Raw genomic sequence first — 17941 nt, forward strand, 5'->3', positions numbered from 1 at the left:
AAACACGAGAGAAGGGGGCCCCATGGAGACGGGCTTTGACAACGACGCCTACGTGAGGCTCCAGGCGGAGCGGATCCGCGATCGCATCGGGCAGTTCGGCGGCAGGCTGTACCTGGAGTTCGGCGGCAAGCTCATCGACGACTACCACGCCTCGCGCGTGCTGCCCGGCTTCGAGCCCGACGCCAAGCTCCAGATGCTCACGACGCTCCGCGACCAGCTCGAGGTGGTCATCGCCATCAACGCCCAGGACATCGAGAAGTCCAAGGTGCGCGGCGACCTCGGCATCACCTACGACGAGGACGCCCTGCGCCTGGCCGACTTCTTCCGCTCCCAGCAGGTCCCCGTGGCCGGCGTCGTCCTCACGCGCTATGCCGGGCAACCCGCCGCCGACGCCTTCCGCCGGCGCCTGGCCACCCTCGGCATCCCCTGCGCCCTGCACCTCACCATCGAGGGCTACCCCCACGACATCGACCGCATCGTCTCCGACGAGGGCTTCGGCAAGAACGAGTACCTGCCGTGCTCCAAGCCCCTCGTGGTGGTCACGGCCCCGGGTCCCGGCTCCGGCAAGCTCGCCACGTGCCTCTCCCAGCTCTACCACGAGCACCGCCGGGGCGTCTCGGCCGGCTACGCCAAGTACGAGACGTTCCCCGTGTGGGACCTGCCCCTCACCCACCCGGTGAACGTGGCCTACGAGGCGGCCACGGCCGACCTCGGCGACTCCAACATCATCGACCCGTTCCACCTGGAGGCCTACGGGAAGACCTGCACCAACTACAACCGCGACGTCGAGGTGTTCCCCGTGGTCCGCGCCCTCATGGAGCGTATCGCCGGCGAGAGCCCCTACATGAGCCCCACCGACATGGGCGTCAACATGGTGGGCTCGGCCATCACCGACGACGGGGCGTGCCGCGAGGCCTCGTGCCGCGAGATCGTGCGCCGCTACTTCCAAGCCGCCTGCCACGTCAAGCGCACCGGCGACGGCCAGGACGCCCAGGCCCGCCTGGAGCTCCTCATGAAGCAGGCCGGCGTGGACGCCGACCTGCTGCCGGCGAGGAGCGCCGCCCTCCTCAAGGCCGAGACCACCGGGGCGCCCGCGGGGGCCCTCGAGCTCCCGGACGGAACCGTGGTCACGGGCCGCACCTCCGACCTCCTCGGTGCCGCGAGCTCCACGCTCCTCAACGCCTGCAAGGCCGTGACCGGGGTGGACCCCGACACCCCGGTGATCGCCGAGGACGCCCTCGAGCCCATCTGCCGCCTCAAGACCCGCTTCCTCCACGGACACAACCCGCGCCTGCACTCCGACGAGACGCTCATCGCCCTCTCGCAGTCGTCGGCCACCGACGAGGTGGCAGCCGCCGTGCTCGAGGGCCTCGCCAGCCTCAAGGGCTGCGACGCGTTCTTCTCGGTCATCCTCTCGGAGGCCGACGAGAGCGTCTACCGGAAGCTCGGCATCAACGTGTGCTGCGAGCCCCGCTACGAGGGGCTGGGCTACTACCACCGCTAACGGCAGGGATCGCCTCGCGGCACGCGGGCGTCCGCTGCGCCTGAAAGCGATTGAGGGTACGTGCGAGGCACGTACCCTCAATCGCTTTCAGGCGCATGGGCAAACGCAAGATCAGGCCAAAGGCTCGGCAATCGGGGCTTTGCGCCCCCATCCCATGGCCGCTAGGATGCCCACCAAGGCGCAGAGGCTCGGGAACGGCGCCACCATGGGGGCACGGTACCCCATCCCGAACACCACCGTCGCCCACAGCTCCGCCGAGGCGAGGCCAGTATGGGAGAGGCTCCAGAGGACGAGGGCGCCGTAGGCGGCCACCATCGCCGCCACCGCGAGCCGCACACCCCGGCGGGCCCCACGGGACAGGGGGACCGAGTCGTCGCCGCGGACGAACCGCGCGACGAAGAACCCCTGGACGGCGACCAGCAACGGGGAGACGACCGCCGCCGCGACGACCGCCGGACCGTATGCCAGCGCCAGGTCGCCGAAAGAGGCCGAGGCCACCCCCTCGGTGCCGAGGATGAAGAAGAACCCACGAAGCGTCGGTTCCGCAAGCGGGAGCGAGAGGAGCCAGGCCCCGGCCACGACGAGGGCTGAGGCGACACGAATCCTTGCAGAGCCCACCATGGCGCGACCTTCTCTCTACGAAGCCACTTTACCTAACCGAATAAATACACTTCCAAGTTGTTACCCAACCGATTGCACCATTTCCATTTATTTTGAAAGTACTTGATCCATCAAGTTTAGAGGATTTAAACTCCGGCTCGCCGACCCTCTCGACACCAACAAAATTATAAGTGTTCCTAAATGAAATCACCTTGTATGTGTCACCAAACCTATAACGGTTATATGGGACTCATCCTATAATCCCGTCAAATGTACAATATGTATCAACAACCTCTTCAGCTGCTGACCGGCCTTGGATGATAGAGGTGGAACCTGATGCTCCCCCAGCCCCAGTCTGAGCAAGAGCAGATTCGCCTAGGACAAAAAGGGAAGTACACGGAACCAAAGCAACAACTAAACCGAAATGTCCATTCTTGACGACAGAATCACTCACCATAATCACCAAACCCTATATTGGCACTTCAAGTCGTAGCAGTCGCCTCCATGAGAGGGGTCAACTGGGCAAGGGTAACCACTCATGGAACCGATAATCAAATCTTTGTTAAGTCTCGTGTAGCTATGGCCGAAATATAACCTCTTGTAAGTTTGATTAAACTCTCTGCGATTATGAGCAGGGTTTACGTAGCAATAGAAGGACATATACGTATCCAGAACCCCGTCCAAGAGAACAGAACGACTTTCTGGTGAAACTGAACTCGTAGCCTCTGCTGCAATACCCCTATTCAGATCATCTGGTAGGCTCGGCACCGCATTCGCATACGTGGGCAAACTAGACAATAGAAGCAAAAGGAGGAGACTAGGTATTATTTTATTTCTTTGTTTGAACATACTACCTCCAGCTTCTGCTGGAGGTAAAAACAGCTAATTACTTTGCATTAATATACCTTTTCTGGTCTCAGCCCATTTCGAGAAATCAAATATAGTATTTCCGATATAATTGGCAAATTGCTGTTATATCTACTAATTGATTGGTGCGCTTGTTTCCACCGCTGAGGATGCCCGAATGGCACGAAGCGACGAGCGGCGCGCGACCCGATACCGGGCGGCGCGTCGCTCCTGTCTTATTCAGGGGCCCTCCCCTAGCCTCGGTCGGCCAGGAGCTCCCGGGCGTGGGCGAGGCTCGCCTCGGACTCGTCGCCCGCCAGCATGCGGGCGATCTCGGCCACGCGCTCCTCGCCGTCCACCTCCTCGATGCGGGTCTCGGGCACACCGTCGGCACCCTCCACCTTGCGCACCACGAAGTGGGCGTCGCCGGCCACGGCCACCTGGGGGAGGTGCGTCACGCAGACCACCTGGTGGCTCCCCGCGAGGTCCGAGAGCACCTGGGCCAGGGCCACGGCCGTGGTGCCGCCCACGCCGGCGTCCACCTCGTCGAACACGAGGGTCTCCACCTCGTCGGCGTCGCCGAGCACCACCTTGCAGGCCAGGGTCACGCGGCTCACCTCGCCGCCAGAGGCCACTTTGCGCAGCGGCCGGGGCGCCATGGCCTCGCCGGGCCGGTACATGAGCTCCACGGAGCTGGGGCCGGCGGCGGTCCACTCGTCGCGGGCCAGCGGGGTCACGGCCACCTCGAGCGAGGCACCGCCCATCATGAGGCGCCCCATCTGCGCCGTCACGGCCTCGGACAGCCCGGCGGCGGCCTCGGCCCGCAGGCGGTCCACCTCGGCGGCCCGCTCGGCGAGCTCCCGCTCTGCGGCGTCGACGGCCGCCCGGACCGCGGCCTCGGCCTCGCCGGTGCCCTCGGCGGCCTCCACGACCTCGGCCGCGGCGGCGCGGCGGGCGAGGACGTCGGCCATGGTGGGGCCGAAGGTGCGCATGAGGCCCTGGAGCTCGGCCTGGCGCGATTGCATGGACGCGAGCTCGGCCGGGTCGAGGTCCTGGGCGTCGCGGTAGGCGCGCAGCGACGCGGCCACGTCCTCGGCCTCGATGAGGGCTGACTCCAGCGAGGCGGCGAACCCCTCGAGGGCCGGGTCGGCCGAGGATGCCTGGCGCAGGTCCCGCACGGCCTCGGACAGGCGGTCGGCCACGCCGTCGTCGGCGGTCACGGCCCGGTAGGCGTCGTTCGCGGCGCGCATGAGCATCTCGGCGTTCTCGGCCTTGGGCAGACGCTCGGCCAACTCCTCGAGCTCGCGCTCGCCGGGCCCCACGGCGTCGATGCGGTCGAGCTCGTAGCGGGCCTGGTCCAGGCGGTCGGCGGCGGTGCGCCCGAGCTCGAGCACGCGGTCGAGCTCCCGGGCGGCGGCGCGGGCGGCGGCCAGGGCCTCCCGGTAGGACCCCTTCGCGGCGTCCATGGGCGCGCCCACCCAGGCGTCGAGGAGCTCGGCGTGGTGGGCGGCCGAGAGGAGCCGCTGGTGCTCGTGCTGGCCGCAGAGGTCCACGGTGGCGCCCAGGGTCTCCGCCAGCTCCCTCACCGAGGAGATTGAGCCGTCCACGGTCACCCGGCTGCGGCCGCGGCCGTCCACCCTGCGCCTGACCACGTGACCGTCCTCGTCGTCGCCCGCGAAGTAGCGGCCCTCCACCGTGAGACCCTTGGCGCCCTCGCGCACCATGTCGGCGTTGGACCGCTCGCCCACGAGGAGCTTCACGGCCGAGAGCAGGGCGGTCTTTCCCGAGCCGCTCTCGCCGGTGATGACGGTGAGGCCGTCGGAGAAGGTGATGGACGCGTCGCGGATGAGCGCGACGTCGGTGGCGTGTATGGCGTCGATCATGATCTGGTGCCTCCGTAGAAGACGCGGGAGACGCTCCGGTAGAAACCGTGGGTGTCGTCGTCGAGCAGGACGATGTCGCCGGGGCCGCGGCTCACGCGCACGACCATGGGCACGAGGCCCTCGGGGCCCTCCATGAGGCGCCCGTCGCAGAAGACGCAGCGCTCCACGGGGCGCTCCGGCGTCATGGACAGCTCCACGACGTCCGACGGCGAGGTGAGGAACGCGCGCGCCAGGATGGTGTGCGGCGCCACGGGCACGTTGACCATGCCGTTGAACTCGGGGGTCACGATGGGGCCGCCCGCGGAGAGCGCGTAGCCGGTGGAGCCGGTGGCCGTGGCCACCACGAAGCCGTCGGCCCTGAGGCGGTCGATGGGGCTGCCCGACACCGAGACGTCGAACTCCACGAGGTTGCCCATGGCGCCACGCGAGAGGGCCATCTCATTGAGGCAGAAGACCCCCCGGCGCCACTCCTCCACGGGCGCGCGCCCCTCGGCGTCGCCGAAGCCGACGTCCACCGAGAGCGTGGCGCGTCTCGACACATGGAGCTCGCCGGCGAGGGCCGCCGCCACCGAGGCGACGACGTGGTCGGAGCCGGCGCCGGTGAGAAACCCCAGATGGCCGTAGGACAAACCCAGGATGGGGACGCCGGAGTACATGACGATCCCGGCGGCGCGGAGCAGCGTGCCGTCGCCGCCCAGGGACACCACGAGGTCGGCGCCCTCGGCCGTGACCGCCCCGAGGGGGGCGCGCTCGCCGTCGCGCACCCAGCGGACGCCCACGCCCTGCCCCTCGAGGTAGCGGGCAAGCATCCGGGCGCCCTCGACGGCCTGGGCGCGCGAGTAGTTGGGGACGAGCAGGACCTCCATGGCGGCGCCTCCTGTCAGACGTCTCTAAGGGTGCAGACAAGCGGACGGGGCGTGGCACCCTCGCGGGCGACGAGGAGGTGCTCCTGGTTGCCCTTGGCCCCCTTGATGGGGCTCGGGACCCAGCCCTGGACGGCGAGGCCGCACCCGTCGAGGGCGTCGGCCACACGCTCGACGGCGGCGAGGCGGACGGCGGGGTCGCGGACGACGCCCCCCTCCCCCACGTCCGCAGGGTCGGCCTCGAACTGCGGCTTCACGAGGACGATGAAGGTGCCCCTTTCCTTCAGGAGGGCGCGCACGGCGCCCACGACCGAGGTCACCGAGGTGAACGACACGTCGCACACGGCCAGGTCCACGGGGTCCGGGGCGTCGTCGCGCCCGGGGAGGTCGCAGATGTTCGTGCGCTCGTGGAGCCTCACCCGGGGGTCGCCCCGGAGGCTCCAAGCGAACTGCGCATAGCCCACGTCCACGGCGTCCACCGATGCGGCGCCACGCTCCAGGAGGAGGTCGGTGAAGCCGCCCGTGGAGCAACCCACGTCGAGGCAGGAGAGTCCCGCGGGGTCCACCGAGAAGGCGTCGAGGGCCGCGGCGAGCTTCTCGGCGCCGCGGCTCACATGGGGGCGCTGCGCGCGCACGTGGAGCTCGCACCCCGGCACCACCTGGTCGCCGGGCGCGGAGTAGCGGAACCCGGCGCCGGACACGTCTCCGGCGAGGACCGCCCGCATGGCCTCGTCACGGGAGGAGAAGAGGCCCTGAGCCACCAGCTCGTCGTCGAGCCGACGCCGCCTGGGCACGCCTAACCCTCCTTCGGCCCGTCGGCCCAGGCCCCGTCGTCGGCGTCGTCCACGGCGCGCCCCATGGCCGCCTGGGCCTCGTCCGCGCCCTCGGGGTGCCCCGGCACGGCCATGGCGGGACCTTCGGACGCGCGCCCGTCGAGGAGCTCCGCGGCGACCTGGCCGCCGGCCCCCTCCTGAGCCCTCACGAGGTCCTCGGCGGCGAGGCCCTCGGCCATCCGCTCCTTCTCGGCGGGCGAGAAGTCCGTGCGGTCCACGAGCTCCACGGCCTTGGAGCCGAGGGCGATGGCCTCGTCGAAGAGGTCGAGGGAGCGCTCGAGGGAGGTGTCCTTGGCGCGCACGTCGCTCACGATCTGGTCGAGGCGGTCGGTGACCTCATCGAAGCCGCGGTGGGCGCGCTCCGAGCGGGCGCCCACGTCAGGCCCCCGCCACGTCGGCGTCTACGGCCTCCGCCGCGGCGTCGTCGGCGGCCGCGGCGTCGTCGGCCTCGGCCTGGAGCTCCTGGTCGGCGCCGGCCTCGGCCGCCTGGGCCGCGAGGGCCTCGGCCTCCTGGGCGGCGCGCTGCTCGCGGGCGCGGGCCACGAGGTCCACGCCGGAACCCATGTCGCGCTGGAGGCGCCCGAGGACGCCGTTCACGAACGAGAAGGAGTCGTCTCCGCCGAAGACCTTGGAGAGACGCACGGCCTCGTCGATGGCCACGGCGTCGCCCACGGCCTCCTCGTAGAGGAGCTCGTAGAGGGCGATGCGGAGGATGTTGCGGTCCACCGAGGCCATGCGCCCGACGGACCAGTTGCGGGCCACGGTGCCGAGGACGAGGTCGAGGTCGCCGCGGCGGTCGTACACGGCCAGGGCGAGGTCGCGGCCGTAGTCGTCGATAGGCCCGTCGGTGACCACGTACTCGTCGGCGAGGATGCGGTCGACGGGGCGGCCGGTGGCCTCCGCCTGGAAGAGGACCTGGAGGGCCTGGGCGCGGGCGAGGAGGCGGCCGGAGAGATGGGACTTGGACAACGCTTACTCCTTGGGGAAGACGAGCTCGTCGATGCGGATGTTCACGGCGCCCACGGGCACGCCGATCTGGGTGGTGACGGCGTTGGCGACGGCCTCGCGCACGCCCTGGGCCACCTCGGGGAAGGTGTAGCCGAAGAAGACGGCGATGGGCAGCGTCACGTCGAGCTTGCCGTCGGTGACCTCGCACTCCACCGTGTCCTCGGCCACGGTGGGCTTGGAGGTGAACATGGTGATGAGGCTCGTGGCGACGTTGTGCCCGTTGACGTAGGCCACGCCGTCGACCTTCTCGGCGGCGATGGTGACGATGGTTGCGATGACGTTGGTGGAGATGGCAAAGCCATCGATGGAGAGCTCGTTGGCCATGTTCCTGGTCCTTTCCTGCGCTCGTGCGCCCGCAAACTGGGGTCTGCCGCGTCAAGTATAGACGCAGGGCGCCTGATTCCCGATAAATGCCCAATCCGCGGCCCCTGAGCCGCCGGACGGGCCCGGCCACAAAGAAGGCGCGGCCCGGGCTTGTGCCGCGGGCCGCGCCTGGCAGGGCCTTGGGTGCTAGACGCGGGAGACGAACTTGCCGTCGCGGGTGTCGACCTTGATCCTCTCGCCCACGTTGAGGTACATGGGCACCTGGATCTGGGCACCGGTCTCGATGACGGCGGGCTTGGTGCCGCCCTGGACGGTGTCGCCCTTGAAGCCGGGGTCGGTCTCGGTGATCTCGCACTCGATGAACATGGGCGGGGTCACGCCGAGGAGCTCGTCGTCCGCGTACAGGAGCTGGCAGACGTCGTTCTCGAGGAGCCACTTGGCGTTGTCGCCGATGTAGTCGGCGGACAGCGGCAGCTGCTCGTAGGTCTCGTTGTCCATGAAGTAGTAGTCCTGGCCGTCGTTGTAGAGGTACTGATACTCCTTGGTGACGAGCTGGACGTTCTCGAACTTGGAGCCGGCGTTGCAGGTCTGGTCGATCACGCGGCCGCTCTTGAGGTCGCGGATCTTGTAGCGGACGAAGGCGCCCCCCTTGCCGGGCTTGACGTGCTGGAACTCGACGATGGTGTAGATCTTGTCCTTGATCCGGAGGCCCATGCCGTTCTTGAAATCTGCGGTGCTGATGGTTGCCACTGGTGACTCGCTTTCTAACACAGAGCTCTCGGCGGTTCTCGCCACGTACGGGGGTCAAGTATAGGCCCTGGCTGTGTCGCGGCGGTGCAGAAGGAGGGACGAACCTCCCCTACTCCTCCCCCCTGCCGCGGGAGAAGAGCCTGCCCACGCGGCGCCTGACGGCGTCGCCCACCTCCCCGGTGGCGTGGGTGGCCTGCACGAGCCGCTCGCGGCCCACGTGCCCGGCCAGGCACCGGACGAGGTTCTTGCCGTCCGACACCACGAACTCCAGCGGCGAGCAGTCGGGGGTGGAGACGGTGATGGCGCGGACATAGTTGTTGGCTACGATGTCCACCTTGACCTCCTCCACGCTCGGCCAGGGGATCTGGATGAAGCCGACGCCGGAGTCGGCCCTGAACTCGAGACCCACGTCGCCCAGGATGAGCCTGCCGGTCTTGGGGAACACGGCCGAGGCGAAGCTGTTGGCGTTCACGACGAGGTCCACCCGGCGGTTGAGCTCGCCGGGGTCCTCCTTGGTCCGGACGCCGTCCTCCTCGATGGCCGAGATGTCGTCCTTCTTGCCGAACACGGTCCCACCTCCCTGGATGTCTGGAACGAGTGCAATCCTAACCCATGGTCCCGGGTCGGGCCCGGCGCGCTACAGGGAAGGGCGGGGTCCCGGAAGACCCCGCCCTCGATGCGAGCGATCTCTGTGCAGGCTCTTAGAAGATGCCCACGAGGGCGCCGAGGATGCCCACGGCGAAGAGGCCGAAGATGATCGCGATGGGGTTGACCTTCTTCTTGAGGAGCCACATGCAGAGGAAGGTCAGGCAGAGCGGCAGGAGACCGGGCAGGAGCTGGTCGAGGACGCTCTGGAGGGTGGTGGTGCTCATGAGGCGCCACACGCCGGGGTCGGACTGGGAGGCGGCGGCGGCGTTCTCCACGATGCTGTAGCCCTGGGAGGCGATGCCCTGGAAGCTGTTGAGGCCGTTGGCCATGACGTCCGGGGTGACGGTGCCGCCGTTGGCAACGCCGTTGAGGGCGGCGACGAGCTCGTCCACGGCCGGGAAGGCGTTGGTGGTGGAGCCCATGTCGGCGGTGGAGAAGACCACGGAGGACATGTCGATGGAGGTCCAGCGCGGGATCAGCACGCCCATGATGAACATGCCGAGCACGGAGGCGCCGGTGGTGACGCGCTGCAGCAGGCCGCCGGAGAGGTCCTTGGTGATGGAGGCGCCGGCCTTGTAGCCGAACTCCTGGGTGTACCAGAGGAAGGCCATGCGGATGACGTTCCACAGCACGAAGAACAGGATGGGGCCGAGGATGTTGCCGGTGAGGGCCAGCGACGCGGCGAAGGCGCCGATGACCGGGCGCAGGGTGCCCCAGAAGATGGGGTCGCCGACGCCGGCGAGCGGGCCCATCATGCCGATCTTGACGCCCTGGATGGCGGCGTCGTCGACAGGGGCGCCGTTGGCGCGGTTCTCCTCGAGGGAGAGCTCCACGCCCCAGACGGGGGCGGCCACGTAGGGGTGGGTGTTGAAGAACTCGAGGTGGCGCTTCAGGAACGCCTTCTGCTCCTCGGGGTCCTTGTAGAGCTTCTTCATGGCCGGAATCATCGCGTAGCACCAGCCGACGTTCTGCATGCGCTCGTAGTTCCAGTTGGCCTGAAGCAGCCAGGTCCTCATCCAGACCGCGCGGCGGTCCTTGAGGTCAAGGGTAATCTCGTTCTTGGTCTCAGCCATTGGTTTCAATCCTCCCTCGTCTTACTCGTAGTCGTTCAGGATGTCGTCGAGCGGGTCGGAGCCGCCGCCGGCGGTGGCCGCAGCCGCGCCACCGTTGCCGCCGCCGTTGAACTCGGGTGAGAGGTCGAGGTAGACGAAGGCGAGGGCCACACCGATGATGCCCATGGCGATCAGGCCGAGCTCGGACACGGAGGCGAGGGCAAAGCCGAGGAAGAAGAACGGCCAGACCTTGGCGGTGGCCATCATGTTCATGACCATGGCGTAACCGACGACGACGATGAAGCCGCCGGCGGTGGACAGGCCGGTGGTGATCCACTCGGGGATAGCGGCCAGGGCGGCCTGAACGGCCTCGGCGGGGATGGCCATGATGATCATGGCCGGGATGGCGATGCGGAGGCCCTGGCAGGCCACGGAGAGCCAGAGGTAGGCCTCGACGCCCCCGACGTTGCCGCGAGCGGCGGCGGCGTCGGCGCCGTGGGCGAAGCCCACGGTGATGGTACGGACGAAGATGGTGAGCACGGTGCCGGCGACGGCCATGGGGATGGCGACGGCGACGGCCTCCTGCACGCCCATGCCCTTGAGGCACACGAAGATGCCCGAGGAGACGCCGGCGAGGGCCGCGTCGGGGGCGACGGCGGCGCCGATGTTCATCCAGCCAAGGGCAATGAGCTGGAGGGTGCCGGCGAGCATGATGCCCTCGACGGGGTGGCCGGTGACCAGGCCGATCAGAGTGCAGGAAATGATGGGCTGGTGCAGCTCGAACTGGTCGAGCACCGACTCCATGCCCGCCAGGAAGGCGATCACGAAGATGAGTACGGCGGAAAGGATGTCCATGAATCCTCCTTTTGCATCCTTCTAGAGAGCCGAGTGGCTACGGCATCATGTTGTTCTTCTGGATGAGGGCGAAGAGGTCCTCGCCGCCGTCAGAAGGAACCTTCTTGGTGTCGAACGTGGTGCCGTTGTCGCGGAGCGCGACGAAGGCCTGGACGTCCTGCTCGCTGACCGCGATGGCCTGCGAGATCATGGTCTTGCCGGCGGAGTGCGCCAGGGAGCCGACGTTGATGTGCTTGATGGGCACGCCGGCCTCCTCGACCGCGAGGGTGTCCTCGGGGTTCTCGAAGAGGACCAGGGCCTTGACGTCGCCGAAGCGCGGGTCGTTGTAGCACTTGACGAACTGCGCGATGGTGGTGACGTTGGCCTTGACTCCCGGAGGGGCGGCCTCGACGATGAGCGACTTGCGCAGGTCGTCGTGGGCCACGGCGTCGGAGACGACGATGATGCGGTTGCAGCCCACCGAGCGGGCCCAGTTGGTGGCCACCTGGCCGTGGAGCAGGCGCGAGTCGATGCGGGTGTGCACGAGCTTCATCTGGCCGTCGCCCACCACGGTGCCCTCGGGCAGCGCGGCGGAGCCGGCGGAGGAAGCGGCCGCGGCAGCGCCCCCCTTGGGCTTGGGCTGCAGCGACTCCGGCTTCACGCGGACGCCGCGGCGGCCCTCGACGAACACCTTGGTCGCGATCTCGTGGGCGGTGCCCAGGGAGAAGCGGCCGGTGTAGGCCTCGATGAGCATGGGCAGGTTGAGCCCGGTGACGATGGCCCACTGGTCGTGGCCGTCGGCGAACGCGCTGCACTGGTTGAAGGGGGTGCCGCCCCACAGGTCGACCAGGAAGAGGACCTCCTCCTGGGCGTCCTTGTCGAAGCCGCTGACAGCCTCCTCCAGCTTCTTCCTGAAGTCGTCGGGGCCTTCGCTGGGCATCAGGGTGACCGCGGCCACGTTCTCCTGGTCGCCGAAGACCATGGAGCCGGACTGCTGGATGCCGGTGGCGAATTTGCCGTGACTTGCCAGGACAATACCTACCATCACATAACCTCCTAAAATTATCCTTGTCGTTTACATGTACAAAAACCTTCATGAACTATAGCCCAGGCACCCCGACGGGGTGGCGAGGAGGCGGATTTTTTCCGTGATAGGTTTTTGCGGCGCATTTTCGTTGGTTTAACGCACAAATGAAGATATAATGGTCATTTTTTACATATTAAGGTTCTGCTCAAATAGTCGAAAGATGACCATAAATCAGTGTTCATCTGCACCGACGTGGCGCCAGACCGTCGGATATGCTTTCGATATATTATCCGGTCCGTTGGTATTTCAGTGTACCCAACTTTCCGTTTGCGTTGACCTTTTTCCTTTCTCCATGGGCCCCGCGGTAGCGCTGGGCGGCCCTCCCCGGCACCGGCAGAAGGGGACGCCCCACGGGCGCCGACGGGCTGCCCATGGGGCGTTTAACCATGTCCATAGAATATGGATCCGACGGGCCGAACCTAGCCCCTGGCGGACTCCAGCTCGTGGCCGAGGCGGGTGAAGGGCTCGTAGCCGTCGGCGGTCACCACGCCGGTGTCCTCGATGCGTACGCCGAACTCGCCAGGGATGTAGATGCCCGGCTCGATGGTCACGACGGACCCCTCGGGGACGGGCTCCTCCCACCGGAGGCTGAAGTTGGGGTCCTCGTGGATCTCGACCCCCACCCCGTGGCCAAGGCCGTGGCCGAAGTACTCGCCGTAGCCGGCCTCCTCGATGACGCGCTGGGCGATGCGGTGGATGTCGGCGCCGACGACGCCGGCCCTGACGGCCGCGGCGGCCTCCTCGTGGGCCCGGCGCACGACGTCGTAGACCTCGCGCTGTTTCTCAGAGGGCTCCCCCACCACGAGGGTGCGGGTCATGTCGGCGTGGTAATCGTGGTAGAGGGCGCCGAAGTCCATGGTGACGAAGTCGCCCTCCCGCACGCGGTAGTCGCCGGGCTGGGCGTGGGGGTTGGCCCCCTGGGGGCCGGCGGCGACGATGGAGTCGAACGAGACGGCCTCGGCGCCGTGCTCGAACATGGAGCGCTCGAGCTCCGCGCGGATCTCAAGCTCGCTCATGCCGGGGCGCACGTAGGAGCGGATGTGCTCCCAAGCCGCGTCGGTGATCTCCTGGGCGCGGCGGAGCAGGGCGAGCTCCTCGTCGTCCTTGACCATGCGCAGGCGCGAGATGGCGCCGTGGAGCCGGGGCATGAGACAGGCCCACGACTCGGCGTCGAGGCCGCGGGCGAGGTCGTCCACAAACCCCACGGCGACGGTGTCCTCCACCGCGGCCACGCAGGCCCGGGCGGAGGCGAGGGCGCGGGCGGCCCAGGCGGCGTGGGGCGTCCTCCCCATGTCGACCTCCCAGGGGCCGTCGGGCCCGAGGCGCTCCATGAAGGTGTTGTAGTAGCGCGAGTCGGTGTGGAGCAGCAGCGTGTCGGCCGTCACCACCGCGGTGTGGGCCACCTCGTCGTCGAAGGTGCGCTCGGCTCCGGTAAGCCACCTAAGGTCGGCGTTGTTGCGCAGGACCACGGCGTCGTAGCCCCGCTCCCCCATGAGGGCGCGCAGGCGCGCGACCCCTCCTTGCTGTGCCTCGGACATGCGGCACTCCCCTTTCTCTCCTGCCCGTCCCCGGGCGCGGTTCACAGGATCGACCTCGCCGCGCACCACGCGTCGAGGTGCTCGGCGAGCACGGCGTCGTCCACGGCGGCCATGCGCACGCGCCCCACGGCGTGGGGCAGCACCACCATGGCGCGGTTGGTTCGGGCGAGCTCCTCCTCGCGGAAGGCGCGACCGAGCGCCGCCGGGTCGAGGGCGCAGGGCACCTCGGGCACCGACAGGCGGTCGAGCAGGGCGTCCTGGGCGAAGACGAGGTCGACGTCGCCCTCCACGGCACCCACGGCGAGCCGTGCCGCGAAACGCAGGCCCTCGCCGAGCCGGAGGCCCCAGCCCACCCCGGGCAGGAAGCGCCCGAGGGCCCGGGCGAAGGTCTCGCCGTAGGAGAGCGACCGGCGCACGGCCACGGACGTGGACGCGTTGACGCGACCCACGCCGCGGGCGGCCTCGAGGGCCTGCCCGGCCATGGCCGCCGCGTCGCCGGCGGCCATGGCCTCCGAGCGCATCACGAGGGTGTTGAAGGCGTCGCGGGACTCGCACACGGCGGCCGCCACCATGGCGGCGCGGCCGGCGACGTTGCCCGGCGTGAGGGCGGCGATGCCCAGGGTCCCGGGCTCGGCGTAGCACATGGCCATGCGGCAGCGCGCCGAGACCATGGCCCCCTCGCCGCCCGAGGAGAGCGGCAGCGGCAGGGCAGGGCAGAGCACGAGCGCGTCGAGGGACAGGGGCACGCAGGCCAGCGGGGTCCCGCCGCACCAGGTGCTCGCGGCGAACGACGCCAACGACAGCGTGGCCCTGCCCCCGACGGCCACGAGGGCGTCGGAGGAGGTGACGCCGGATGAGCCGAGCGCCTCCCAGAGGCCGGGCAGGCGCGACGCATCCGCGGCGTCGGCGGCCGGCACGTCCGGCAGGCGCCGCACGAGGAACCCGGCGTCGGTCACGAGGCGGCGGAGCGACTCCACGAGGCCCGGGTCCGCCCCCTCCTCCACAAGGAGGGCGGCGGTGCCGGTGCGGCCGCAGCAGACCCGCAGGTCGCGGCCGAACCTGTCGAGCACGCCGTCGCCCACCCGCACGTCGCACGAGGCGCCGTTGGCGGACACCGTCTGGCGCAGCGGGGCCACGGCCCCCGCACCGGCGTCCGGGGAGGCCGGCGAGACCCCCTCGACGGCCCCGGCCGTGTCGTTCACGGTCTCCTCGCTCACAGCAGCCCCTCCTCCCAGAGCAGGGCGCCGCACTCACAGGCGACCTCCTCGAACGTCTTGCCGGTAATGATCACGCGATAGTCGCACACGCTCTCGTAGAGCGGGCGCCTGAGCTCGTACACGTTGGCGGCGTGGGCGAGGTCGACGAGGTCGGGCCTGCGCCGCATGGACCGCATCTGGGCGAGGGAGTCCTCGAACGTGCCGTCGAGGAAGACCACGTGGCCGAGCTCCCCCATGAGCCTCCGGTTGCGCCCGCTTTCCACGGTGCCGCCCCCACAGGAGACAAGGAGCGACTTCTCGGCCTTGAGCGACTCGAGCACCCCGGCCTCCGCGTCGCGGAACGCCGCCTCGCCCCTCGAGTGCCAGAGCACGGGCAGCGAGCCGTGGAGCCGGCGCTCGACGAGGCGGTCGGTGTCCACGTAGCGCCGGTGGAACATGTGGCCGAGGTTGCGGGCCACCGTGGACTTGCCGGCGCCGGAGAAGCCCACGAAGAGCACGTGGTCGCAGTCGTCGTGCACGACCATGCCGTCATGTTCCATGGGGCTCCCCCTCCCCCCGTCTCGCCGGTTTCACCTGAACGATAGTATCACCGGTCCGAAGGCGCAGAGGAATGCGGCGACGACGCCCGCGAGGCACGCCCACGGGCCCACGGCGAACGTGGCCCGCCCGCGCAGGGCGGCAACGGCCGCGCCGAGGCAGAGCCCGGCGGCCATGGCGGCCACGGCCGGCCCCCAGCCGAGGAGCGCGGCCCAGCAGCCGAGGAGCTTGACGTCGCCCATGCCGACCGCACCCCGGCCGAGGCGCCGGGCGCAGAGCTCGGCCGCAGCGGCGGCGGCCGTCACGGCGACGGCACCCACGAGCAGGGGGCCGGGGGCAGGAAGGTTGCCGGCGAGGGCGGCGAGCCACGGGAGCCCCGGGGAGAGCGGCAGGGAGAGGGCCCGGGCCATCTGGAAGGCCAGGGCGACGGCCGCCATGGCGGCCAGGAGGGCGTTGGGCAGCCTCCGCTCGCGGGCGTCCGCGACGGAGGCCCAGGCGGCCAGGGCGAGGAAGGCTGCCACGGCCGCGTCAGGGGCGGTAGGCGGGGTCGCCCGAGGCGGCCCGCTCGAACAGGCGGAAGACGCGGGTGTACCAGAGCTCCTCGGTGGACTGCGGGTCAACGAGGATGGGGCGCACGCCGGCCAGGTTGGCGGCCATGACGTCGGTGAACACCTGGTCGCCCACGAGCACCGTCTGCTCCACGGGCACGCCCATGGTCCCGCACGCGGCCCAGAGGGCGAAGGGCGCCGGCTTCATGGCGTGGTCCACCTTGGGCACACCCAGCTCGGCGGCGCTCGCGGCCACCCGAGTGCCGTGGAAGTTGTTGGAGACGAGGCAGAGGGCGAGGCCGGCCGCGCGGGCGCGGTCGAACCATGCCGCCACCTCGGCGGGCGGGTGCTCTGCGTCGCCGGGGACGCAGGTGTTGTCGCGGTCGAGCAGCACGAGCCGCACGCCCTCGTCCACGAGGCGCCCCACGGGGATGTCGGGGACCGCGTGGTAGCGGGCCCACGGGCGGGTCAGGGGCGTGCCCCCGCGCTCGGCGCTCATGGCGCCTGGTCCTGCCTGGCCTGCTCGATGGCGGCCATGTGCTCGTCGTAGGTGCGCGAGAACGTGTGGTTGGAGTAGGTGCCGTTCTCGATGATGAGGAAGTACAGGTAGTCGGTGGACTGCGGGTTCAGCGCCGCCTGGACGCACTCGATGGAGGGCGTGCAGATGGGCGTGGGGGGCAGACCCTTGTTGAGGTAGGTGTTGTACGGCGACTCCTTCTTGAGGTCGTCGGCCGTCACCTCGCCGCCGGTCACATAGCCCATGGTGGCGTCGGACTGCAGCGGCATGCCGTCGCGCATGCGGTTGTAGAAGACGGACGAGACGAGCGGGCGGTCCTGCTCTGTCACGGCCTCGCGCTCGATGACGGAGGCGAGGATGAGCACGTCGTAGTCGTCGAAGTCCACGCCGTAGGCGCCCTTGAGGGCGGCCTCACCGGACTGCCAGTCCAGAGACGCGGTGGCCGTGACGTAACGGTCGAGCATGGCGCGGATCACGGCGTCGGCCGAGACCTCCTTGCCGGAGAAGTCGTAGGTGGAGGCCCAGAGGAAGCCCTCGAGGGAGTCGTCGGCGGCCTCGGAGAGGAACGGGTAGTCGGAGGAGTAGTTGGAGGCCTTCGCCTGGGCCACGAAGTCGTCGGCCGGGATGCCGAGGGCGTCCTGCACGTAGGCGGCCGTCTTGGCCACGGTGAGGCCCTCCGGCACGGTGACGCGGTTGGACGTGGTGTTGGGGCCCTCCACGAGCTGCTCCACGATCTGGGTGACCGGGATGCCCGCAGCGAAGCGGTAGGTACCGGGCTTGAGCGACTGCCCCGCCCCCTGGGCCATGACGGCCTTGGTAAACGTGGCGGAGTCCTTGACGAGGCCGGCGTCCACGAGCGACTGCGCGATGGCGTCGGTGCCGGCGCCCTCGGCCACCTGGATCTCCACCTCGCCGGACGCGGGCTCCTGGGAGGGGGCGTCGGACGGGGACGCGGCGCAGCGTGAGACCACGAGACAGGCGACCACGACGGCGGCGACCGCCGCGACGGCGGCCACGACCAGGGGGAGGCGCGAGGGGGCGGCGGGGCCGCCGGACCCGGGGTGGCGCACGGCGCCGCGACTGCGGGTCTGGGCCTGGGTGCGCTCGGAGACCCGGCGCGTGGTGGCGCCGGAGGCCACGCGCTGGGCGGTGGCACGGGAGGCCCCGCGACGCGGGGGGGCGGCGCGGTCCGGGGCCTGGGCGCGCTGAGAGGCGGCATGACGGGCCAGCGGGGCGCACGGGGCCTCCGCGGCACGACGTCCCTGCTGACGGCTGTGACGGGGCGTGCGGTCGGGACGTCCCTGCCCCGCGCCGGCGCCGCCGCGGGGGTTCCTGGGGTCTGCCATGGGTTC

The 17941-nt window shown here is 69.4% G+C and carries 19 protein-coding genes; 1 reads left to right on the forward strand and 18 read right to left on the reverse strand.

Annotated features, from left to right (window positions below):
• Positions 1-22: 22 nt before the first annotated feature.
• On the forward strand, positions 23-1504 hold the full coding sequence (locus OR600_RS05955; protein ID WP_135977214.1) for a DUF1846 domain-containing protein: 1482 nt from the start codon (positions 23-25) through the stop codon (positions 1502-1504).
• Positions 1505-1615: 111 nt separating this feature from the next.
• Here the strand turns inward: OR600_RS05955 and OR600_RS05960 are convergent, their stop codons facing one another.
• The 18 genes from OR600_RS05960 to mltG form a co-directional block, all read right to left on the reverse strand.
• Positions 1616-2125, reverse strand: a complete 510-nt coding sequence (locus OR600_RS05960) for a hypothetical protein (RefSeq protein WP_135977213.1) — start codon at positions 2123-2125, stop codon at positions 1616-1618.
• Positions 2126-3204: 1079 nt separating this feature from the next.
• Positions 3205-4833, reverse strand: coding sequence for a DNA repair protein RecN (locus OR600_RS05965; protein WP_135977212.1), 1629 nt, complete (start codon positions 4831-4833; stop codon positions 3205-3207).
• Positions 4830-5699: an NAD(+)/NADH kinase gene (locus OR600_RS05970; RefSeq protein WP_135977211.1), complete on the reverse strand. Its 870-nt coding sequence runs from the start codon at positions 5697-5699 to the stop codon at positions 4830-4832. Before OR600_RS05970 ends, OR600_RS05965 begins: the two co-directional genes overlap by 4 nt.
• 14 nt (positions 5700-5713) lie before the next feature.
• Positions 5714-6490: a TlyA family RNA methyltransferase gene (locus tag OR600_RS05975; RefSeq protein ID WP_135977210.1), complete on the reverse strand. Its 777-nt coding sequence runs from the start codon at positions 6488-6490 to the stop codon at positions 5714-5716.
• A 2-nt stretch (positions 6491-6492) separates the two neighbouring features.
• Complete coding sequence (locus tag OR600_RS05980) at positions 6493-6906, reverse strand: exodeoxyribonuclease VII small subunit (RefSeq protein WP_265590819.1); 414 nt, start codon at positions 6904-6906, stop codon at positions 6493-6495.
• A gap of 1 nt (position 6907) precedes the next feature.
• Entirely contained in the window at positions 6908-7498 is a 591-nt protein-coding gene (gene nusB / locus OR600_RS05985; protein ID WP_204406590.1) for a transcription antitermination factor NusB, read from the reverse strand.
• A gap of 3 nt (positions 7499-7501) precedes the next feature.
• Positions 7502-7861, reverse strand: coding sequence for an Asp23/Gls24 family envelope stress response protein (locus OR600_RS05990; RefSeq protein ID WP_135977207.1), 360 nt, complete (start codon positions 7859-7861; stop codon positions 7502-7504).
• A 186-nt stretch (positions 7862-8047) separates the two neighbouring features.
• Positions 8048-8611 carry an elongation factor P gene (efp, locus tag OR600_RS05995; protein WP_135977206.1) on the reverse strand — a complete coding sequence of 188 codons (564 nt, stop codon included), beginning with the start codon at positions 8609-8611 and terminating at the stop codon, positions 8048-8050.
• A gap of 109 nt (positions 8612-8720) precedes the next feature.
• Positions 8721-9179: a DUF956 family protein gene (locus tag OR600_RS06000; RefSeq protein ID WP_204406589.1), complete on the reverse strand. Its 459-nt coding sequence runs from the start codon at positions 9177-9179 to the stop codon at positions 8721-8723.
• A gap of 133 nt (positions 9180-9312) precedes the next feature.
• The gene (locus OR600_RS06005; protein ID WP_135977204.1) at positions 9313-10332 is read right to left on the reverse strand and encodes a PTS system mannose/fructose/sorbose family transporter subunit IID; all 1020 of its coding nucleotides are present in this window, start codon (positions 10330-10332) and stop codon (positions 9313-9315) included.
• A gap of 21 nt (positions 10333-10353) precedes the next feature.
• Positions 10354-11166, reverse strand: coding sequence for a mannose/fructose/sorbose family PTS transporter subunit IIC (locus OR600_RS06010; protein WP_251173204.1), 813 nt, complete (start codon positions 11164-11166; stop codon positions 10354-10356).
• Positions 11167-11203: 37 nt separating this feature from the next.
• Positions 11204-12190 (reverse strand): PTS sugar transporter subunit IIB, encoded by a 987-nt coding sequence (locus tag OR600_RS06015; RefSeq protein WP_135977202.1) that lies wholly within the window; start codon positions 12188-12190, stop codon positions 11204-11206.
• Between the two features lie 461 nt (positions 12191-12651).
• The gene (locus OR600_RS06020) at positions 12652-13770 is read right to left on the reverse strand and encodes a M24 family metallopeptidase (RefSeq protein ID WP_265590820.1); all 1119 of its coding nucleotides are present in this window, start codon (positions 13768-13770) and stop codon (positions 12652-12654) included.
• Between the two features lie 41 nt (positions 13771-13811).
• Positions 13812-14987, reverse strand: a complete 1176-nt coding sequence (locus OR600_RS06025; protein WP_265590821.1) for a 3-dehydroquinate synthase — start codon at positions 14985-14987, stop codon at positions 13812-13814.
• The gene (locus OR600_RS06030; RefSeq protein ID WP_251173201.1) at positions 14984-15526 is read right to left on the reverse strand and encodes a shikimate kinase; all 543 of its coding nucleotides are present in this window, start codon (positions 15524-15526) and stop codon (positions 14984-14986) included. The genes OR600_RS06025 and OR600_RS06030 overlap by 4 nt, the downstream gene beginning before the upstream one ends.
• A 30-nt stretch (positions 15527-15556) precedes the next feature.
• A complete protein-coding gene (locus tag OR600_RS06035) occupies positions 15557-16045 on the reverse strand; it encodes a prepilin peptidase (RefSeq protein ID WP_168353965.1) in 489 nt (162 codons plus the stop codon).
• A gap of 7 nt (positions 16046-16052) precedes the next feature.
• Positions 16053-16571, reverse strand: a complete 519-nt coding sequence (locus OR600_RS06040) for a YqeG family HAD IIIA-type phosphatase (protein WP_135977198.1) — start codon at positions 16569-16571, stop codon at positions 16053-16055.
• Positions 16568-17935 carry an endolytic transglycosylase MltG gene (mltG, locus tag OR600_RS06045; RefSeq protein WP_265590822.1) on the reverse strand — a complete coding sequence of 456 codons (1368 nt, stop codon included), beginning with the start codon at positions 17933-17935 and terminating at the stop codon, positions 16568-16570. Before mltG ends, OR600_RS06040 begins: the two co-directional genes overlap by 4 nt.
• Between the last annotated feature and the right edge of the window lie 6 nt (positions 17936-17941).

This window comes from Granulimonas faecalis (genome assembly GCF_022834715.1).
GTDB lineage: Bacteria > Actinomycetota > Coriobacteriia > Coriobacteriales > Atopobiaceae > Granulimonas > Granulimonas faecalis.

Bases quoted from the DNA above. Each gene is read 5' to 3' on its own strand.
- OR600_RS05955 (WP_135977214.1), top strand. From the start codon at position 23: ATGGAGACGGGCTTTGACAACGACGCCTACGTGAGGCTCCAGGCGGAG.
- OR600_RS05960 (WP_135977213.1), bottom strand. From the start codon at position 2,125: ATGGTGGGCTCTGCAAGGATTCGTGTCGCCTCAGCCCTCGTCGTGGCC.
- OR600_RS05965 (WP_135977212.1), bottom strand. From the start codon at position 4,833: ATGATCGACGCCATACACGCCACCGACGTCGCGCTCATCCGCGACGCG.
- OR600_RS05970 (WP_135977211.1), bottom strand. From the start codon at position 5,699: ATGGAGGTCCTGCTCGTCCCCAACTACTCGCGCGCCCAGGCCGTCGAG.
- OR600_RS05990 (WP_135977207.1), bottom strand. From the start codon at position 7,861: ATGGCCAACGAGCTCTCCATCGATGGCTTTGCCATCTCCACCAACGTC.
- OR600_RS06005 (WP_135977204.1), bottom strand. From the start codon at position 10,332: ATGGCTGAGACCAAGAACGAGATTACCCTTGACCTCAAGGACCGCCGC.
- OR600_RS06010 (WP_251173204.1), bottom strand. From the start codon at position 11,166: ATGGACATCCTTTCCGCCGTACTCATCTTCGTGATCGCCTTCCTGGCG.
- OR600_RS06015 (WP_135977202.1), bottom strand. From the start codon at position 12,190: ATGGTAGGTATTGTCCTGGCAAGTCACGGCAAATTCGCCACCGGCATC.
- OR600_RS06020 (WP_265590820.1), bottom strand. From the start codon at position 13,770: ATGTCCGAGGCACAGCAAGGAGGGGTCGCGCGCCTGCGCGCCCTCATG.
- OR600_RS06030 (WP_251173201.1), bottom strand. From the start codon at position 15,526: ATGGAACATGACGGCATGGTCGTGCACGACGACTGCGACCACGTGCTC.
- OR600_RS06040 (WP_135977198.1), bottom strand. From the start codon at position 16,571: ATGAGCGCCGAGCGCGGGGGCACGCCCCTGACCCGCCCGTGGGCCCGC.
- mltG (WP_265590822.1), bottom strand. From the start codon at position 17,935: ATGGCAGACCCCAGGAACCCCCGCGGCGGCGCCGGCGCGGGGCAGGGA.